The sequence below is a fragment of the Pluralibacter sp. genome, assembly GCF_019237635.1.
In the GTDB taxonomy this organism is placed as follows: domain Bacteria; phylum Pseudomonadota; class Gammaproteobacteria; order Enterobacterales; family Enterobacteriaceae; genus Enterobacter_B.
Map to the genome: position 1 here is coordinate 1 of NZ_JAFAGS010000051.1, position 15,822 is coordinate 15,822.

Here is a 15,822-nt window from a genome sequence, read left to right on the forward strand (position 1 = left end):
CTATATCTCCGACAGCCTGATGGATGATGTGGTTTCAGAGGATGTCATCAGCGCCAAGGCATTGCTGAGCGAGCTTGCCGCCTCCGTCGATGTGCCGGTACACACGCTGGACCTGGTCACCACCCGCCGCTTTGACGATGTCGAGAAGTGCGTGCAGCAGCGCCAGATCGATCTGGTTATCGCCGGGCACCGCAACCGCCTGCTGGGGGTGCTGGCATCGCACTCCATGGACTATATCAACCATCTGTCGGTGGATGTGCTGATAAAACATCTTCCCTGAGGGTCAGATTTTCCCTTCAGGCAGTTGCGTAAGCAGCGCGGCGCATTTTTCCCGCACCGCGTCATACAACAGACGCACCGCAGTAGAAAGCTGCTTGCGGTGCGGGCAAATCATGTTCAACGGCACGCCGTCGCCCTGATACTGCGGCAGCAGGATCTTCAGTCGCCCTTCCCGGATATCGTCGCTGACGTCGAGCCAGGATTTGTTCGCCACCCCTTCCCCGGCGATCGCCAGGCGGCGGATCACCTCGGCATCATCGCTCATAATGGCGCTGTTCATCTGCACCTCATGCACTTTACCGTCGCGCAGCAGTGTCCAGCGGTCATACAGCCTGCCGCGCAGTACATAGGTCAGCGCGTTGTGTCCCGCCAGTTCTTCCGGAGTATGCGGCTCGCCGTGGGCAGCAAGCCATGCAGGCGATGCCACCAGCACCCGGCGGTTTTGCGGTGCGACCGGCAGCGAGATAAACGAGGCGTCGTCGCTATTACCATAGCGGAACGCCACGTCTACCGGATCTTTAAAGACGTCGGTCAGGTGATCGGAAAAAAGGAGCCGCAGCCGTAGCGCGGGATAACGCCTGCGAAAATCCTGCATCACCGACAGCAGCAGATTCCGCCCCAAATCAGACGGTACGGCGACCTGCAACGTACCGCGCACCTCATCATCCGGGCTCTGAATTTTTTGCAGCCCGGCCTGCAACGTGTCGAGCATCTGGGTGGCGTACGGCAGCCAGACTTCTCCTTCCGGCGTCAGGCGCAGGCTGCGCGTCGAACGGGCGAACAGGCGGATGTTGAGGGTCGTCTCCAGGCGCTTAATCGCCGAACTGACCTGCGCCGGCGGCAGCCCGGCCTCACGCGCCGCCACGCTAAAGCTTCCCAATGCCGCCGCACGGACAAACAGCGTCAGATCTTCCAGCCTGAGCATTTTCACTCCCCCGAGAATCGTTTTTTGCACTGTTTACCACCCCTGGCGGGTTTAGGAAAGCCTGCGCGGCGGGTTTGCTTACACTTTTTTGCCGTTTCGCCTATTGCCATCGCGCCCATCCTTCAGGAATGATACGGGGCTGCGAAGTGAATCCAGACCAGGTGGAAAAATATGCGTAAAACAAAAATGATGCTTCTGGGCGTACTACTGGCAACTGCAGGTGCTACCTGGGCGGCCCCGATGTCTGTGTCGACCGGCATTCAGAAATATGAACTGAAAGAATTCAACGCCGATTTCACGCACTTTACTCTCGGCGATACCGTACCGGAGATGTACCGCACGGAAGAGTACAACATTAAGCAATGGCAGTTGCGTAACCTCCCGGCGCCGAGCGCGGGCAGCCACTGGACCTACATGGGCGGCAACTATGTGCTGATTTCCGATACGGAAGGGAAAGTGCTTAAAGTCTACGACGGCGAGATCTTCTATCATCGTTAAACCAAACATCGCTGCGAGCGCGTCCGCGCTCGTGGCGCTTCCCCTCTCCACGCCGGAGCGCCCATGCTGATACGTCCCGGGATCGATGCGGACCGTCCTTGTTTGCGTACGCTGTATCTCAACACCCGCCTGACAAGCTGGGCATGGCTTGAAAGCGATAACTGCCGGCTGGAGGATTTCGACGCCGTGACCCAGGACGAGCACATTTGGGTTGCGGAAATAGACGGCCAGCTTGCCGGTTTCGCCTCCGTCTGGACCCGGGATAACTTTCTGCACAACCTCTTCGTTTCGCCTGACTGGCAGGGTCACGGCGTCGGCAGCGCGCTGCTGAAAAAGGTGCAGTCCGAACTGACCGACACCGGCTCACTCAAATGTCTGGCGCAAAACACCCAGGCGCTACGGTTTTACCAGCGCCATGGCTGGCAAACCACAGCATGCGGGACATCGCCGGACGGCGAGTACTGGTTGATGCACTACCCTGTTCGCTGAATACATGCATTTTCATCACAATTTGCGACACGGATTCCGGGAATAGCGCTTGTTCCTTCGTCACCCGGGCGTACACTCTCTCACGCCTGAGCGAAAAACTGACGGAGGCTTCATCGATGGAATCGACACCGATCTGGGCACAGACAATCCCCGGCGTATCCACTGACCCAGATACCGACTTTACCGACACCATACGCCAGTGCGAGCACCTTGCGGCGGTCGCGCTGGAAACCGAACACGCCACCACCCAGCGGGAAATGTACCAACGGCTACATCACGGGTTGAGCGAGCTGCTGCCTGGGCTAAACGACCCGGTCCCCGCGCACATGATGGACAGACTCACCGTAGACACACCCCCGACGCGCTTTCCGACGCTGGATTCAGAAAGCGATCTGCTGTGCGAGTACTGCCTCGCGTTAAGTCACCTGCTTTCCGGCGGCAAGATGTCACTCTCCGTGGAGGAGGCGTTACAGGGGCTGCTTTATGAGCTGACCGCCTATCTGGCGGATATCATGAATGCGCCGCGCTGGTTGCAAACCCCGAACGGGCGGCAGCCCATCACGCCGTAGCGTTCACCGACCGGGTACAAAAAAGCTGCCCGCAGGCAGCTTTTCATTTTCATGAGTGTTGCGCCGCGCTTATACCGCGCGAAACGCGATATCGCCCGGGATCACTTCGCCCTGCCAGTACATCTGCGCCGCCACTCGCCCTGCAAGTTGGCGGTAGAGGGTGGTGAATTCGCTGTCCGGACGGCCAATTACCGTCGGCATACCGCGATCGAGGTCTTCGCGCAGGCTGATATGCAGCGGCATCTGTCCCAGCAGTTGCGTATGGTACTGCTGCGCCAGGCGCTCAGCGCCGCCGGTGCCGAAAATCGGTTCGTGATGGCCGCAGTGGCTGCAGATATGCACGCTCATGTTTTCCACGATACCCAGCACCGGTACTTCCACCTTCTCGAACATCACGATGCCTTTTTTGGCATCAATCAGCGCAACGTCCTGCGGCGTCGTTACCACCAGCGCGCCGGTCACCGGAATGTTCTGCGCCAGCGTCAGTTGAATGTCCCCGGTGCCCGGAGGCATGTCCAGCACCAGATAGTCAAGATCCGGCCACAGCGTCTCCTGTAGCATCTGCATCAGCGCCTTGCTGGCCATCGGGCCGCGCCACACCATGGCGTTATCATCGGTCACCAGGTAGCCGATAGAGTTGGTCGCCAGGCCATACTTCATGACAGGCGCCATATGGGTGCCGTCCGGCGAGGTCGGGCGGCTGCCTTCCGCCCCCAGCATCATTGGGATGGACGGGCCATAGATGTCGGCATCAAGAATGCCCACCTTCGCCCCTTCCGCCGCCAGCGCCAGCGCCAGGTTCACCGCCGTTGAGGATTTACCGACGCCGCCCTTACCGGAGCTCACCGCAATGATATTCTTCACGCCGTTCACGCCAGGCTGGTTCTTCACGCGCTTGAGCGTGGCGATGTTATGCGTCAGGCGCCAGTCGATGGCGCTCGCGCCGGTGATGCGCAACAGATCCGCGCTGCACTGCTCCTTGAGCTCTTCAAAAGCGCTATGCCAGGCAAACGGCATCTGGAGTTCAATGTGCACCGTGTCATCAAGCCAGGCGACGTGATGCAGCGCCTTGAGCGCGGTGAGGTTATGTTTCAGTGTGGGGTGCTGAAAATTGGCCAGCGTACCTGCGACCATCGCGCGCAGGCGTTCGGGGGATTTGGCCTGGGATTGTGAACTCATCCCGACTCCTTTGTTGTTGTTCTGAGAAAGACATCGTCGCTACCCAGTTTACCCCAGAGAGAACAATTATTCATTTACGGATATATGCCCTTATCGCTTGGCGGAGTTAGCCCCTTTCAGGTAACATCAAAACCCCTTTTTCACTATCAAGAAGTAATGTTCACTATGACTCAAGTCGCGAAAAAAATTCTGGTAACGTGCGCTCTGCCGTACGCTAACGGCTCTATTCACCTCGGTCATATGCTGGAGCATATCCAGGCTGATGTCTGGGTCCGTTACCAGCGAATGCGCGGCCATCAGGTTAACTTCATCTGCGCCGATGACGCTCACGGTACGCCGATTATGCTGAAAGCCCAGCAGCTTGGCATCACGCCGGAGCAGATGATTGCCGAAATGAGTCAGGAACATCAGACGGACTTCGCCGGTTTCGACATCAGCTATGACAACTACCACTCGACGCACAGCGATGAGAACCGCGCGTTGTCCGAGCTTATCTACGGCCGTCTGAAAGAGAACGGTTTTATTAAAAACCGTACTATCTCTCAGCTCTACGATCCGGAAAAAGGCATGTTCCTGCCGGACCGTTTCGTGAAAGGCACCTGCCCGAAATGTAAGTCTCCGGACCAGTACGGCGATAACTGCGAAGTGTGTGGCGCGACCTACAGCCCAACCGAGCTTATCGATCCGAAATCCGTGGTCTCCGGCGCGACGCCGGTCATGCGTGAATCCGAGCACTTCTTCTTCGACCTGCCGTCGTTTAGCGAAATGCTGCAGGCGTGGACCCGCAGCGGCGCGCTGCAGGAGCAGGTAGCGAACAAAATGCAGGAGTGGTTCGAGCACGGCCTGCAGCAGTGGGATATCTCCCGCGATGCGCCGTACTTCGGTTTTGAAATTCCAGGCGCGCCAGGCAAATACTTCTACGTCTGGCTGGATGCGCCGATCGGCTACATGGGGTCCTTTAAGAACCTGTGCGACAAACGCGGCGATACCGTCAGCTTTGACGAATACTGGAAAAAAGACTCCGACGCCGAGCTGTATCACTTTATCGGCAAAGATATCGTCTACTTCCACAGCCTGTTCTGGCCGGCCATGCTGGAGGGCAGCGGTTTCCGTAAGCCGACCAACCTGTTCGTCCACGGCTATGTGACCGTTAACGGCGCGAAGATGTCCAAATCCCGCGGCACCTTCATCAAAGCCAGCACCTGGCTTAAGCATCTTGATGCCGACAGCCTGCGCTACTACTACACCGCCAAGCTCTCTTCCCGCATCGATGACATCGACCTCAACCTGGAAGATTTCATCCAGCGCGTGAACGCCGATATCGTCAACAAGGTCGTCAACCTCGCCTCCCGCAATGCGGGCTTTATCGCCAAGTGCTTTGACGGCGTGCTGGCGGCGGAGCTGGCCGATCCTCAGCTTTATAAAACCTTCACTGATGCCGCAGAGGCGATTGGCGAGGCGTGGGAAAGTCGCGAATTCGGTAAAGCCATTCGTGAAATCATGGCGCTGGCCGATGTGGCAAACCGCTATGTCGACGAGCAGGCGCCGTGGGTTGTCGCTAAACAGGAAGGCCGCGATGCCGACCTGCAGGCCATCTGCTCCATGGGTATCAACCTGTTCCGCGTATTGATGACGTACCTGAAGCCGGTGCTGCCGCAGCTGGCAGAGCGTACCGAAGCCTTCCTTAACAGCGAACTGCGCTGGGATGCTATCGCCCAACCGCTGCTCGGCCACAAGGTTAACACCTTTAAGGCGCTGTACAACCGCATCGATATGAAGCAGGTTGAGGCGCTGATTGACGCGTCAAAAGAAGAAGTGAAAGCAGCGACGGCACCGGTTTCCGGCCCGCTGGCAGATGACCCGATTCAGGATGTCATCGCCTTTGACGATTTCGCCAAAGTGGATCTGCGTATCGCGCTTATCGAAAACGCCGAATTCGTCGACGGCTCCGACAAACTGCTGCGTCTGACGCTGGATCTGGGCGGCGAGAAGCGCAACGTCTTCTCCGGTATCCGTTCCGCGTACCCGGACCCGCAAACGCTGATTGGCCGTCTGACGGTGATGGTTGCCAACCTGGCGCCGCGCAAAATGCGCTTCGGCGTGTCGGAAGGAATGGTGATGGCCGCCGGTCCTGGCGGGAAAGATATCTTCCTGTTAAGCCCGGACAGCGGCGCACAGCCTGGTCAGCAGGTGAAATAATCTGGCATCAAGCGCTGCTCCGGCAGCGCTTTTTTTTCGCGATGAGGCAATTACAGATTCTATTCTACTCATAGCGTGAGTAGAATACTCAGGTCCAGTCCATGTCGTGTCTGGTCGTATTGATAAGCCCATCGTGCATTTTGAAGGTCCCGCCGCATCCGTTATTCATGCCGAAATAGCGCAGTTCATCCAGTGGTTTAACGACAGTCAACATGATGCATTACTGGATCCATTGCTTCGGGCGGGTATTGCACACCTGTGGTTTTTGACGCTTCATCCTTTTGAGGATGGTAATGGCCGGATTGGCCGCCTTATTATGGATCTCGCCCTTGCGCAGGCAGAAGGCAACACGGTTCGCCTTTATGCAATGTCCCGAACAATCAATAAACATCGTCAACGCTACTACGAGGTTATTGAGCAGACGCAAAAAGGGGATGTTGATATCACCAGGTGGCTGATCTGGTTTGTTGAAATGCTTCAGCTATCAGTTCAGGAAGCGCTCACACTGATTGAGCAAACCGTTTTTAAAGCCCGATACTGGCAGCATTTTGAGCAATCACGACTTAACGCCGAGCAGATAAAAGTGCTCAACCGAATGCTGGATGGTGATTTTAGTGACGGAATTAATAACAGCCAGTACAAAGCGGTTGCCAGCATCAGTCGCGCCACTGCCACCCGCCATTTAGCACAGCTAACCTCTCTGGGTTTCCTGGAAGCCAACAACGCAGGCGGCAGAAGCACACGCTATAAATTACCCGCAATTTGACCCACTGCATGATTTGCGATTCCCAGGCTGCGGTATCCATACCGGGCCCAGGTTAGCAATCTATTTGGCTGTGTGCAGATGCTCCGCCAGCCCGCGCAGAAAGTAGCGCAAGAACTGGTCGCCGCACTCGCGGAAGTTTTTATGCTCCGGCGCGCGCATCATGGCGGTGATTTCCGGCATTGAGACGCGGAATTTCTGCCCGGTGAGGATCGTCAGAATATCGTCGGTTTTGAGCGAAAAGGCGATACGCAGTTTTTTCAGCACGATGTTGTTATTCAGGCGACGCTCAAGCGCGAGCGGGGGCGCGCTCTCGTCCTTACCGCGCTTGTCGTAAATCAGGCCGTTGAGAAATGCCGACAAGATAATGTCCGGGCAGCGCTGAAAACCGTCCTCGTCCTCTTTTTTCAGCCACGGCGTCAGCTGTTCGGCGGTGACCTCGGTTTCTCCAAGCGCCAGCACGCGCAGCATCTCGGTATTGTTGGTTTTCAGGATGTAACGCAGACTGCGTAAAATATCATTGTTCAGCATGTTGGATTCTGTAAAAGGGTAAAAGCGTAGTGTACCTGAATACTACAAGCCAATCGCCTCTTTCAGGCTTTTCAGGTAGCGACGGCTGACCGGCACCGTTTGCCCGGAGCGTAGCACCAGTTCCGCCTGACCGTTCTCCTCAAGGCGGATCTCCTTAATCTGCGCCAGATTCACCAGATGCTGGCGATGGCAGCGCAGCAGCGGTGTACGGCTTTCCAGTGTGCGCAACGTCAGCTCGGTAAACCCTTCTTTACCTTCCCGGTCAGTGACATACACCCCGCTCATGCGGCTGCTGACGAACGCGACGTCCTCCATTTGCAGCAGCCAGATCCGGCTGTGCCCGGTACAGGGAATAAACTTCAGCGCCTGCTGGCTTTCACCGAGCAGCGACATATCCTGCTGGCTGCGCTCCTGACGCAGGCGCGCGAGCGTTTTTTCCAGCCGTTTCGCCTCAATGGGTTTGAGCAAATAATCGAACGCATGCTCTTCGAACGCTTTCACCGCATATTCATCGAAGGCGGTCAAAAAGACAATGTAGGGCCGGTGTTCAGGGTCCAGCATACCGACCATTTCCAGCCCGCTGATGCGCGGCATCTGGATATCCAGAAACAGCACGTCCGGGCGCAGCTTATGGACCGCCCCAATCCCCTCGATAGCGTTGGCGCACTCGCCGACTATTTCAATATCGTGCTGACCCTCAAGCAGAATACGCAGGTTCTCCCGCGCTAAAGGTTCATCATCAACAATCAGCACTTTTAGCATGCAGTCTCCTCCAGAGGCAGTCGCAGGGTAATACGGGTAAAGCGCTCCGGCTCGCAGGTCACGGTAATGCCGCAATCGTCGCCAAAGCGGGCGCGCAGTCGCTTATCCACCAGGCTCATGCCAAGCCCCCCGGCCTGCGATGTCGGCTGGTACAGACCCGCGTTATCTTCAATATCCAGCACCAGATGATGATTAAAGCGGCTGGCGGTAATGCTGATTTCCCCCGTCCCCAGCAGCTGCGACGTGCCGTGTTTGATGGCATTCTCAACGATCGGCTGCAGGGTAAACGCCGGTAGCTGATGGTGAGCGAGCGCATCCGGCACAAACAGCGACACCTGCAGGCGCGACTGAAAACGCGCTTTCTCAATCTGCAGATAGGCGTTCACGTGCTCAAGCTCATCCGCAAGCGTGACGATTTCCGACGGGCGTTTGAGGTTCTTGCGAAAAAAGGTGGAGAGATACTGCACCAGCTGCCCGGCCTGCTCGCTGTCGCGGCGAATCACCGCCATCAGCGTATTCAGGGCATTGAACAGGAAATGGGGATTCACCTGAGCGTGCAGCAGCTTGATCTCCGACTGCGTCAGCAGCGCTTTTTGCCGCTCATACTGCCCGGCCAGGATTTGCGCCGACAGCAGCTGCGCAATCCCCTCGCCCAGCGTGCGGTTGATGGAGCTGAACAGGCGGTTTTTCGCCTCGTAAAGCTTAATGGTGCCAATCACCTTCTGATTTTCACCGCGCAGCGGAATGACCAGCGTCGAACCCAACTTGCAGCTGGGGTGTATGGAGCAGCGGTACGGTAATTCATTGCCGTCGGCGTACACCACTTCGCCGCTGTCGATAGCTCTTTGCGTATAGCGCGAGGAGATAGCCTTTCCTGGCAGGTGGTGATCGTCGCCGATACCGGTAAACGCCAGCAGCTTCTCCCGGTCAGTGATGGCCACCGCCCCGATATCCAGCTCCTGGATCAGCACCTGGGCGACCTTCATGCTATTTTCTTCGTTAAAGCCCTGACGCAGTATCCCCTCCGTCGAAGCCGCCACCTTCAGCGCGGTGGCGGAGAACGCCGAGGTGTACTTCTCGAACATCGCCCGCTTATCCAGCAGGATACGCATAAACAGGGCTGCGCCGACGGTATTGGTCACCATCATCGGGGCGGCAATGCTCTGCACCAGATGCAGGGCATCATGAAACGGCCGGGCGATAAGCAAGATGATCAGCATCTGCACCAACTCCGCCACAAAGGTAATGGCGCCTGCGGTCAGCGGGTTAAACACCTTGTCGCTGCGGCCACGGCGCACCAGCACACTGTGTACCAGCCCGCCCAACAGCCCTTCGACAATGGTGGAGATCATGCAGCTCAGGGCGGTCATCCCACCCATCGAGTAGCGGTGAAGCCCGCCGGTAAGCCCAACCAACCCGCCGACGACGGGGCCGCCGAGCAGCCCGCCCATCACCGCGCCGATAGCCCGGGTATTGGCGATGGAGTCTTCAATATGCAAACCAAAATAGGTTCCCATAATGCAGAAAATGGAGAACGTGACATAACACAGCAGTTTGTGGGGCAGGCGGACGGTCACCTGCATCAGCGGGATGAACAACCGCGTTTTGCTCATCAGCCAGGCAATGACCAGAAAAACGCACATCTGCTGAAGCAGCAGCAACACCAGATTAAACTCGTACATACCCACACAACCATACCGCTTATGAAAGTGCGTAACATACACTGTCGCCGGTTTGCTTTCTTTGACGTCCCGGGCAAAACGCGCAAAACCTGTAAACGATCACACTTTTTTCTCGCCACGCCACCGTAATCCGGGCTAAAAACACGCGATTTTTCCGATTTCCGCCATCAGCGACTACCCTTAAACTCAGGACACATCTGCAAAGGTGAACGAATGGCGCTCTACACCATCGGCGAAGTAGCTCTGCTTTGTGATATCAACCCGGTTACCCTGCGCGCCTGGCAACGGCGTTATGGATTGCTGAAACCGCAGCGTACGGACGGCGGGCACCGCCTGTTTAACGAGTACGATATCGACCGGATCCAGGAAATTAAGCGCTGGATCGGCACCGGCGTGCAGGTCAGCAAAGTCAAAAACCTGCTGAGCGAAGGGGCTGGCGAACACCATAGCGGCTGGCGCGAGCATCAGGAAACGCTGCTGCACTTCCTGCACACCGGCAACCTCAACCGCCTGCGAATGTGGATCAAAGAGCGCAGCCGTGATTATCCCGCCCAAACGCTGGTGCCTTATTTGTTCAACCCGCTGCGCCTGCGGCTGCAAGGCCCGCAACCACCTCTTCAGGCGCTGCTTGCCGTACTGGACGGCGTGCTGATTAATGCCGTTTCGCTGCACCTCGCTGCGGCACGAAAGCGACAGGGAAACGACGCGCTGGTGGTCGGCTGGAATATCACCGACACCACCCGTCTGTGGCTGGAAGGCTGGATTGCCTGCGAACAGGGATGGCGTGTTGACATCCTGGCGCACCCACTCAGCCAGCTGCGTCCTGAGCTGTTTGTCGGTCAGACGTTGCTGGTGTGGTGCGGCGACGTGCCCCCCGCAGGACAGCAGGAGCAGTTGCAGCAGTGGCGCACACAGGGGTTGAACGTCCTGGAACTCGGAAATTAAGTTTCATTAACAAGCGTGCTTCACGATATAATCGTCAGATTAACAAAAGGAGCACATCATGAAACCTGCCAAAGTGGCTGTGATCACCCTGTTCGTTCTGATGGCCATCAGCGGCATCGGCGGCGTGATGCTCGCGGGCTATTCCTTTATTGTTCGCGGTGGTGTCGGCTGAAGACCTGGGCCAGCCGTTCAAACAGTCGATCAACCACAATAGCGGCTAACGCCACCAGCACCGCCCCTTGGATAACGTAAGCGGTATTAAACCCGCTCAGGCCGATAATGATCGGCGTCCCGAGGGTGTTCGCTCCGACGGTTGACGCAAGGGTCGCCGTGCCGATATTAATAATCACCGACGTCCTTACCCCGGCGATGATCACCGGGGCCGCCAGCGGCAGCTCGACTTTCGTCAACCGCTGCCAGCCGTTCATCCCCATCCCCTGCGCCACCGCCACTGCGCCAGCTGGCACGGATACCAACCCGGCCAGCGTGCCCTGCAGTATCGGCAGCACGCCGTAGAGGATAAGCGCGATGATCGCCGGTTCCTGCCCAAACCCCATCACCGGTACGGCGACAGCCAGCACCGCGACCGGCGGAAACGTCTGCCCCATCGCGGCAATGGTCTCCACCAGCGTACGAAATTCACGCCCGGCGTCGCGGGTCACCAGAATGCCTGCCCCGACGCCAATCAGCAGCGCAACAGCGCTGGAAACGCCCACCAGCCAGAAATGCGCCAGCGTCAGCGACCAGAAGCTTTGCTGCTGGTACAGCGGACGCGGCAACTGTGGGAATAATGTGCTGAACAGCGGCGCGCTGTAGGGCATGGCGAAGACCAGGACAACAAACATCGCCAACAGCCACGCCAGCGGATCGCGGATGATCTTCACGCGCCAGCCTCCTCACGCAGCAGATCGGCAAAGTGCAGCGTCCCGCACGGCGCGCCCGCATCATCCAGCACCGGCAGGCGCGGGCTGCGGGTTTCGACAAACTTCGACAGCGCATCGCGCAGCGACATTGACGCCCGCAGCGGCTCCCCGGCGCACTGCTCGTTTTCCCGCACGAAGCCGCGCACATCCCGCAGGGACAGTAGCCGCACGCCAAGCTCGCTCTGCCCGAAAAAGGTGCGGACAAAGTCATTTTTCGGCGCGGTCAGCATCGACAACGGCGTGCCCTGCTGCACCACCTCGCCCTCGTTCATCAGCACCAGGTGGTCGGCCAGCCGCAGGGCTTCGTCGATGTCGTGAGTGACCAGCACAATAGTGCGCCCAAGAAGCTGGTGAATACGCCGCATCTCCTGTTGCAACGCGCTGCGGGTGACCGGATCGAGTGCGCCGAACGGTTCGTCCATCAGCAACACCTCCGGATTGGCCGCCAGCGCGCGGGCCACCCCAACGCGCTGCTGCTGCCCGCCGGAGAGCTGATGCGGATAGCGTTCACGCAGCTGGGGGTCGAGGTTCAGTAGCGCCATGAGCTCGTCGATACGATCGCGAATTTTCTGCCGCGACCATTTTTGCAGTTGCGGTACCGTGGCGATATTCTGCGCCACCGTCCAGTGCGGAAACAGGCCAATGGACTGTATCGCATACCCCATCCGGCGGCGCAGCGCCAGCACCGGCAACTGACGGATATCTTCCCCGGCAAACCGCAACATGCCGCTGTCGTGTTCCTCAAGCCGGTTGATCAGTTTAAGCGTCGTCGACTTTCCTGAACCGGACGTGCCAATCAGCACTGAAAATGCGCCTTCCCGCAGGTGCAGATCGAGGTTTTTCACCGCCGCCTGCCCGCCGAAGCGCTTCGTTACCTGGTGAAATTCAATCATGGGTTTCCCCTTTTAACAGCGCCAGCCACAGGCTGAATAACGCATCAACCACCACCGCCAGCGCAACCACCGGAATGACCCCCAGCAGCACCAGATCCAGCGCGCTGCTGAGCAACCCCTGAAACACCAACGCCCCAAAACCGCCCGCGCCGATGAGCGCGGCGACCACCGCCATCCCGACCGTTTGTACCGTCACCACCCGGAGACTGCGCAGCAGCACCGGCATCGCCAGCGGCAGTTGCACGCGCCAGAAACGCTGGCGATGGCTCATCCCCATCGCGGAGGCGCTCTCCAGTACGTCCGCCGCCACCTGCTGCAGGCCAGCCACCACGCCGCGCACCAGCGGCAGCAGCGCGTACAGTACCAGGGCGATCAGCGCCGGGGTGAGGCCCGTCCCGCCAATGCCTATCGCGCCAAGCCAGGGGAAGTGCCTGACCAGCCCCGCCAGCGGGGCTATCAGCAGACCGAACAACGCCACGGAGGGGATCGTCTGAATCACGTTGAGCACCGTAAAGGTACGGGCCTGACGCACAGGATGCTGCCAGCACCATAAGCCGATCGGCACGCCGATAAGCAGCCCCGGCAGCAGGGTGCCGAACAGCAGGATCAGATGCTGTTGCAGGGCGGCGTCAAACACATCCTCGCGGTTGGCGTACTCGCGAAGCAGCGACAGATCGTTAAGCGTCCCGGCGCCAAGCAGCACCAGCGGCAGGATCCAGATCTGCGCGTTCAGCAGCCAGCGCCAGAGCGCGAACGACGTCAGCCGCCGGATGGCGTCGCTACAGGCCAGCAGCGTCAGCGCCAGTAACAGCCACAGCCCGCTACCCGGCGAGGTGCGCGCCAGCGAACTCCCGTTTTGCGCCAACAACGTGGCGGCTTTTCCTCCGCTCCACATCAGCAGGATAAAAAGCCCCTGGGTAAGCAGCATAGTGGCGACCAGCCCCGGCCTGCCCGGAACTGCGCTCAGCGCAATAAAGAGCAGCGGGATAAGCGCCAGCAGCACAGGAGGAAAAGACCAGATTTGCCAGAGCGCGCGGCTTTCACCAGAGACCAGTCGGTTAGGCGCATAGTTAACAAAGGGCAGGAAAACGGCTGCCAGCGCGATAAGCACCAGCAGCAGCAAGACTCGATTATGACAATGAAATCTCACGCGTTAGCCCGACTTACTTTGCAAGTCCTTGCTGTTTCAGCCAGTCTGCCGCGACTTTTTTCGCATCCAGCCCTTCAACCGCAATGCTGGCATTCAGTTTTTGCAGGGTCTTTTCATCGAGCCCTTCGAACACCGGCTTCAGCCACTCGGCTATCTGCGGATATTCCTTCAGCACGGCTTCCCGCACCACCGGCGTGGGGGCGTAGATCGGCTGTACGCCTTTCGGGTCGCTCAGGGTTTGCAGGCCGAGCGCCGCCACCGGGCCGTCGGTGCCGTAGGCCATGGCGGCGTTAACGCCGGAGGTCTGCTGCGCTGCGGCTTTGATGGTGACCGCGGTATCGCCGCCCGCCAGCGACAGCAACTGCCCCTGATCGAGCTTGAAGCCATAGGCTTTCTCAAACGCCGGTAGCGCGTCCGGGCGCTCGATAAACTCCGCTGAGGCCGCCAGTTTAAACGTGCCGCCCTGCTTCAGATAGCCGCTGAGATCCTCCAGAGAGACCAGTTTGTTCTTTTGCGCCAGGTCCTGACGCACGGCAATGGTCCAGGTGTTGTTGGCAGGCGCTGGCGTTAACCAGACCAGCTTGTTCTGTTCAGCATCCAGCTTTTTCACTTTCTCATAGCCCTGCCGGGCGTTTTTCCATGCCGGGTCGTTTTCATCTTTAAAGAAAAAGGCACCGTTACCGGTGTATTCAGGGTAGATATCCAGCTCACCCGAGGTGATCGCGCCGCGCACCACCGGCGTAGTGCCGAGCTGCACTTTGTTGACCGTTTTCACGCCATGGCTTTCCAGCACCTGCAAAATGATATTGCCAAGCAGTGCCCCTTCGGTATCAATCTTCGAGCCGACCTTCACCGGCTCTGCCGCCTGGGCGGTAGCGGCAAGCAGTAGCGCCCCCGCAATGCTCCACGTTTTGGCTGTCATGCTTTTTCCTCTTCTGATGTGTCTTTTCAGGGCGTTAGACTAAAAAGATAGTCCAGGAATGACGATTCCGACATTCCGATAATGGAATTGGAATGTTGCCAGAAAGTGAAGCTGTAGTTTCGGGTCGCCAGCCTTAAGGTGCTGGCGACCCGAAACGGTGTTTATGCGGACAAAATAAACGGCGTCTTCAGGCTGTCGGCCAGCAGCCAGGTCAGATCGTGCAACAACCCGCTGATATCGCGCGCAGTTGCCTCCGGTTGCGTATTGCTGAGCAACACATTGACCAGCGTCTGCAGGTACCCGAGCAGCATTGCCGTATCCTGCCAGCAGTCAGGAAGATCGGCGGGAGTCAGGGTTTGCGTCGTTAACGATGAGATCAGGTGCGGCGGTAAATCCGCCTCGCACAGCGCGTTAAGCGCCGTCAGGCTGTGCACCAGGCGGCCGCACAGGGCGACGCGCTCAGTGCAATCGTCTGTTTCGACCAGCACGCTCACCAGCGCGGTGCAGAGATCCAGCACCCCGAACAGATCGTCTGAGGCAGACAATGACCGGGTCAGCAGTTGTGAAGGAAAACAAGGATCAGGGTAATGAGGGTATGTGGACATAAAGAGGTTTCCATACGGTATCAAATAAAGCTACCGCCTGAGTTTCCACGCTCAAATGGCGGTAGCACTGACGAGGGTGGAAACCGAACCGTATGGACTCCGGCCAGCCTTTCGGCCGCCTCGCCAGCGCCACCATGGATTTTACAAGGATGCGCGCTAACCTGACACAAAAAGATACGCTCGCATCCTGTTTGCATCAACATACGGTTATTTCGGGTTTCCACGCCCGGCTACGGAAGTTGCCGTAACGGGAATAGCGTAAAAGTCTGAATCGGGGATAAAAAGAAATAATGAGGAATGACGGGGAGTAAGTCTGTTTTTTGCGAGGGAGATTCCAGATAAGCGCTATATATCCCCTCATCCCGACCTTCTCCCCCGAGGGGAGAAGGTGGAAGGGAAAAGAAAGCCCTTACTGCAGTGTAAACTCACCCTGCTTCACGCGGGCGGAGTCAACGCCGATAAAGACGTTGAATTTGCCCGGCTCTGCGACATATTTCATCCGCTGGTT

At 58.1% G+C, this 15,822-nt stretch carries 18 protein-coding genes; 8 read left to right on the top strand and 10 right to left on the bottom strand.

The window, feature by feature from the left end; genetic code table 11:
- The coding region (locus tag JO226_RS06150) for a universal stress protein (protein ID WP_293534714.1) at positions 1–280 on the top strand (280 nt) is incomplete at its 5' end.
- A 3-nt stretch (positions 281–283) separates the two neighbouring features.
- Here the strand turns inward: JO226_RS06150 and JO226_RS06155 are convergent.
- A complete protein-coding gene (locus JO226_RS06155) occupies positions 284–1,204 on the bottom strand; it encodes a LysR family transcriptional regulator (protein WP_293534759.1) in 921 nt (306 codons plus the stop codon).
- Positions 1,205–1,375: 171 nt separating this feature from the next.
- On the opposite strand from JO226_RS06155, the gene JO226_RS06160 reads away from it, so the two are divergent.
- From JO226_RS06160 to JO226_RS06170, 3 genes are all read left to right on the top strand, one after another.
- Positions 1,376–1,702 (top strand): RcnB family protein, encoded by a 327-nt coding sequence (locus JO226_RS06160; RefSeq protein WP_293534716.1) that lies wholly within the window; start codon positions 1,376–1,378, stop codon positions 1,700–1,702.
- Between the two features lie 63 nt (positions 1,703–1,765).
- Positions 1,766–2,191 (top strand): GNAT family N-acetyltransferase, encoded by a 426-nt coding sequence (locus JO226_RS06165; protein WP_293534719.1) that lies wholly within the window; start codon positions 1,766–1,768, stop codon positions 2,189–2,191.
- Between the two features lie 116 nt (positions 2,192–2,307).
- A complete protein-coding gene (locus tag JO226_RS06170; protein WP_293534722.1) occupies positions 2,308–2,760 on the top strand; it encodes a hypothetical protein in 453 nt (150 codons plus the stop codon).
- Between the two features lie 69 nt (positions 2,761–2,829).
- On the opposite strand, the gene apbC is transcribed toward JO226_RS06170, so the two are convergent.
- Complete coding sequence (gene apbC / locus JO226_RS06175) at positions 2,830–3,939, bottom strand: iron-sulfur cluster carrier protein ApbC (protein ID WP_293534724.1); 1,110 nt, start codon at positions 3,937–3,939, stop codon at positions 2,830–2,832.
- A gap of 165 nt (positions 3,940–4,104) precedes the next feature.
- Between apbC and metG the strand changes: the two genes are divergently transcribed.
- Complete coding sequence (gene metG / locus JO226_RS06180; RefSeq protein ID WP_293534727.1) at positions 4,105–6,138, top strand: methionine--tRNA ligase; 2,034 nt, start codon at positions 4,105–4,107, stop codon at positions 6,136–6,138.
- A 106-nt stretch (positions 6,139–6,244) separates the two neighbouring features.
- The gene (locus tag JO226_RS06185; RefSeq protein WP_293534730.1) at positions 6,245–6,904 is read left to right on the top strand and encodes a Fic family protein; all 660 of its coding nucleotides are present in this window, start codon (positions 6,245–6,247) and stop codon (positions 6,902–6,904) included.
- Positions 6,905–6,964: 60 nt separating this feature from the next.
- Here JO226_RS06185 and JO226_RS06190 read toward each other — a convergent pair whose 3' ends face one another.
- From JO226_RS06190 to JO226_RS06200, 3 genes are read right to left on the bottom strand one after another with little or no spacing between them, the layout of a single operon-like run.
- Positions 6,965–7,432 carry a DUF1456 family protein gene (locus JO226_RS06190; protein ID WP_293534732.1) on the bottom strand — a complete coding sequence of 156 codons (468 nt, stop codon included), beginning with the start codon at positions 7,430–7,432 and terminating at the stop codon, positions 6,965–6,967.
- Positions 7,433–7,474: 42 nt separating this feature from the next.
- The gene (gene btsR / locus JO226_RS06195; protein ID WP_293534735.1) at positions 7,475–8,194 is read right to left on the bottom strand and encodes a two-component system response regulator BtsR; all 720 of its coding nucleotides are present in this window, start codon (positions 8,192–8,194) and stop codon (positions 7,475–7,477) included.
- Positions 8,188–9,876: a sensor histidine kinase gene (locus tag JO226_RS06200; RefSeq protein ID WP_293534737.1), complete on the bottom strand. Its 1,689-nt coding sequence runs from the start codon at positions 9,874–9,876 to the stop codon at positions 8,188–8,190. The genes btsR and JO226_RS06200 overlap by 7 nt, the downstream gene beginning before the upstream one ends.
- A gap of 213 nt (positions 9,877–10,089) precedes the next feature.
- On the opposite strand from JO226_RS06200, the gene mlrA reads away from it, so the two are divergent.
- Both mlrA and JO226_RS06210 read left to right on the top strand, forming a co-directional pair.
- Positions 10,090–10,821, top strand: a complete 732-nt coding sequence (gene mlrA / locus JO226_RS06205) for an HTH-type transcriptional regulator MlrA (protein WP_293534740.1) — start codon at positions 10,090–10,092, stop codon at positions 10,819–10,821.
- 58 nt (positions 10,822–10,879) lie between these two features.
- Entirely contained in the window at positions 10,880–10,993 is a 114-nt protein-coding gene (locus tag JO226_RS06210; RefSeq protein ID WP_293534742.1) for a protein YohO, read from the top strand.
- Here JO226_RS06210 and JO226_RS06215 read toward each other — a convergent pair.
- From JO226_RS06215 to JO226_RS06235, 5 genes are all read right to left on the bottom strand, one after another.
- Positions 10,968–11,705 (bottom strand): ABC transporter permease, encoded by a 738-nt coding sequence (locus JO226_RS06215; RefSeq protein WP_293534745.1) that lies wholly within the window; start codon positions 11,703–11,705, stop codon positions 10,968–10,970. The two genes, JO226_RS06210 and JO226_RS06215, sit on opposite strands and share 26 nt — an antisense overlap.
- Positions 11,702–12,637, bottom strand: coding sequence for an ABC transporter ATP-binding protein (locus JO226_RS06220; RefSeq protein WP_293534748.1), 936 nt, complete (start codon positions 12,635–12,637; stop codon positions 11,702–11,704). The genes JO226_RS06215 and JO226_RS06220 overlap by 4 nt, the downstream gene beginning before the upstream one ends.
- Entirely contained in the window at positions 12,630–13,787 is a 1,158-nt protein-coding gene (locus JO226_RS06225) for an ABC transporter permease (protein WP_293534750.1), read from the bottom strand. The genes JO226_RS06220 and JO226_RS06225 overlap by 8 nt, the downstream gene beginning before the upstream one ends.
- A gap of 13 nt (positions 13,788–13,800) precedes the next feature.
- The gene (locus JO226_RS06230; protein WP_293534753.1) at positions 13,801–14,709 is read right to left on the bottom strand and encodes an ABC transporter substrate-binding protein; all 909 of its coding nucleotides are present in this window, start codon (positions 14,707–14,709) and stop codon (positions 13,801–13,803) included.
- A 161-nt stretch (positions 14,710–14,870) separates the two neighbouring features.
- Positions 14,871–15,314, bottom strand: coding sequence for a hypothetical protein (locus tag JO226_RS06235; protein WP_293534756.1), 444 nt, complete (start codon positions 15,312–15,314; stop codon positions 14,871–14,873).
- Positions 15,315–15,822 lie beyond the last annotated feature (508 nt).

Coding starts and splice junctions, on each gene's coding strand:
- JO226_RS06220 (WP_293534748.1), bottom strand. CDS start 12,637: ATGATTGAATTTCACCAGGTAACGAAGCGCTTCGGCGGGCAGGCGGCG.
- metG (WP_293534727.1), top strand. CDS start 4,105: ATGACTCAAGTCGCGAAAAAAATTCTGGTAACGTGCGCTCTGCCGTAC.
- JO226_RS06155 (WP_293534759.1), bottom strand. CDS start 1,204: ATGCTCAGGCTGGAAGATCTGACGCTGTTTGTCCGTGCGGCGGCATTG.
- apbC (WP_293534724.1), bottom strand. CDS start 3,939: ATGAGTTCACAATCCCAGGCCAAATCCCCCGAACGCCTGCGCGCGATG.
- mlrA (WP_293534740.1), top strand. CDS start 10,090: ATGGCGCTCTACACCATCGGCGAAGTAGCTCTGCTTTGTGATATCAAC.
- JO226_RS06210 (WP_293534742.1), top strand. CDS start 10,880: ATGAAACCTGCCAAAGTGGCTGTGATCACCCTGTTCGTTCTGATGGCC.
- JO226_RS06165 (WP_293534719.1), top strand. CDS start 1,766: ATGCTGATACGTCCCGGGATCGATGCGGACCGTCCTTGTTTGCGTACG.
- JO226_RS06230 (WP_293534753.1), bottom strand. CDS start 14,709: ATGACAGCCAAAACGTGGAGCATTGCGGGGGCGCTACTGCTTGCCGCT.
- JO226_RS06170 (WP_293534722.1), top strand. CDS start 2,308: ATGGAATCGACACCGATCTGGGCACAGACAATCCCCGGCGTATCCACT.
- btsR (WP_293534735.1), bottom strand. CDS start 8,194: ATGCTAAAAGTGCTGATTGTTGATGATGAACCTTTAGCGCGGGAGAAC.
- JO226_RS06160 (WP_293534716.1), top strand. CDS start 1,376: ATGCGTAAAACAAAAATGATGCTTCTGGGCGTACTACTGGCAACTGCA.
- JO226_RS06200 (WP_293534737.1), bottom strand. CDS start 9,876: ATGTACGAGTTTAATCTGGTGTTGCTGCTGCTTCAGCAGATGTGCGTT.
- JO226_RS06235 (WP_293534756.1), bottom strand. CDS start 15,314: ATGTCCACATACCCTCATTACCCTGATCCTTGTTTTCCTTCACAACTG.
- JO226_RS06190 (WP_293534732.1), bottom strand. CDS start 7,432: ATGCTGAACAATGATATTTTACGCAGTCTGCGTTACATCCTGAAAACC.